Raw genomic sequence first — 2395 nt, forward strand, 5'->3', positions numbered from 1 at the left:
CATCGGAATAGTCACGCGCCTGCTGTAGCACGAAGCGATCACGCGGATGGATCACCTCGTAATGGGTGACGCTGCGACCGTAAGCCTCGGGGGCACAGACGTCGCTGATCGCGCAGGCCCCGACCTCATCGGCGGTGGGTTTGCGCTGCGGCGGGATGTGCTCGGTGCCGGTGGCACGCTTGCGATCGTTCCAGCGCACAGTGAACTGGGTGGTGCTCCAGTCGAACGCGGCTTCGCTGCCATCGCCATTGATGTTGGTGCGACAGTAGGGCTGCGCGTCGGAGCGGTCGTTCCAATCAGGGAAGGCATAGGCCGGGCAGAGCCTGTTCTCGCCGTTGATGTCGTAGCGATAGCCCGGGTCGGTGACGAATACCAGCGTGTTCCGCTGCCCCTGCGGATCGCGCGATACGAAGGCAACGCGCACCTTGGCGCTGGCGGGAATCGCATGCGCGAAGCGCTGCTTGAACGCCTCGCCTGGGGCTGGCGTGGCCGGGGCAGCCTGCAACCACGCGTCCGGGTCCAGCCGATAGATGCCCGGCTGCAGCAGTTCTGCAGCCGGTGCGCCGGCGCTGGCCAGGGCAACGGCCAGCGCGGCCCACGGATGCGTCATCAGCGCGACATCCCCTGCGCCTGCGACTGCACACGCTCTTCCACCTGCTGCTGTTCGGCCTGCGCGTCGCGTACGTGCGCGGGCGCCACCTCCTGCAGTGCGCGCACATGCTCACCCACCGGCGTGGCAAGCGCTTCGCTGGTCTCGGCACGGGCCAGCTTGCGGTCCGCCGCATGCGGCTCGCCCTGCACGGCGAACGCGTACTGGCCGCCGTCGCTGAGCTGCGCCTGGTCGATCCGCTCCAGACCTTCTCGGCGTGCCGCCACCACCAATCCCATGTACAGACGCTCGCTCATCGCATCGGGCTGACGGCCCATGCCCTGATCCAGCGCCCCCACTGCGTTCTGGCTCTGCCGCATCAACCCGTGATCGGGGCTGTCGGCATGGCGCGGATCCTGCGGCAGCAGCGGCGACGGTGCGGGCAGGTCGCGCAGGCGCGGGCTGTCCACGCTGGCGGCGATCGGCTCGAAGCCCTTGCGCGGGTCGCCGTCGGCGGCGTTGGAAAGATGGAACAGGCGTTCGGCCATGCCATAGGCGGACTGGCCCTGCAGGCGTGCCAGCGTGGTGGCGAAGGCGTCCACGTCCTGCTGCGGCTGGCCGTGGCCATCTTCGGCCAACAACCGCCAGCGCGGGTCGGCGGTGGGGTGGTCCTGCACCATGGCCTGGGTCTGCTGCATCAGCGTGCGCATCTGCGCCTCGCTGAAGCCCAGGGTGAGGGTGTCGCCGGCCTGCACCGGCCCGGCGCGCCGGGTGTCGCCGGTCAGCGCGGTGTTGAGCATGCCGGCGATCTGTTGGGCCTGCGGCGCGTTGCGCAGGTCGAACTGGAACTCGTAGCGGCGCGCGTCGACATTCTCCTGGCCGTCGGCGGCATGCACGCTGAGCCGGGTCATGGGCACGTTGTCACTGTATTCCACGCGGCGCGCATCCACATGGCTGCCATCCTCGAAGCGCGTTCGCACCACGTCGCCGCTGTTGCGCGCACCGCCCAGATCGGCACTGAAGCTCTCACCCACGCCCACCTTCAGCCGCGTCTGCGAGCTCATGCCCAGCCGTTCGACGGTGGCGACCGCGTCCACGCCCGGCGTCTGCGCGGCGATTTCGCCGGTACCGACAAAGTGCGCGTAGGCGGCCTGGCCATCGGGCTGGCCAAGGTCGAACGTTGCGGTCTTCAGCGTGGATTGCCCCAGCGCATCCTGGCGGCCGAGCATGGCATTGACACCGCCAGCCGATACGCCCAGGCCGTTGAATGCCGACACGGCCTGGTTGGGCCCCATGGTCACGCGCACATGCCCGGCATCGAGGCGGTCCACGCGATAGCTCGCGCCCGAGGCCTCGGTGAGCTGGGTCTGGGTGGCGATGTGGCGGAAGCTGGCGTCCAGCGCAGTGCCCTGGAACGCCTGGGCATCGAGCGTGACGCGGCCACCGACGGGAATCGTGGTGGGCGTGAACGGGTCCACCTTCGCCGCATCGACCGCATCGCTGCCGGCCGGCAGGCTGACCAGGTAGCGCCCGCGTACACCGGCGGTGGTGGCCGTCTCGGCGGCCGCGCCACGGCTCGATCCACCCCCCACCTCCGCGCGTGCGCCCGCCGAGCGCTCCATCTGCACCTGATAGTTCACCAGGCCGTCGGCGCTCGCGTGCGTGAAGGTCACCGCCTGAGCCTGCGTCTGCGCCGTGGAGCCCACCTTGGCCACGTCCCGCTCGATGGCGCCCTTGACCGCGCCATCGCCCGGATTCCAGGTGATCGAGCCGTTGCCCACTGCGGCGCGGTACTCACTGTTGGCG

The 2395-nt window shown here is 69.8% G+C and carries 2 protein-coding genes; both read right to left on the reverse strand.

Annotation, left to right across the window (positions count from 1 at the left end; translation table 11 throughout):
- Positions 1-610 (reverse strand): hypothetical protein (locus ACXJKH_RS18740; RefSeq protein WP_457321623.1); only part of this gene is annotated, 610 nt, incomplete at its 3' end.
- A partial coding sequence (locus ACXJKH_RS18745) for an XVIPCD domain-containing protein (RefSeq protein WP_457321625.1) occupies positions 610-2395 on the reverse strand: 1786 nt, incomplete at its 5' end. The genes ACXJKH_RS18740 and ACXJKH_RS18745, both read right to left, overlap by 1 nt.

This window comes from Stenotrophomonas sp. P5_B8, from assembly GCF_054049855.1.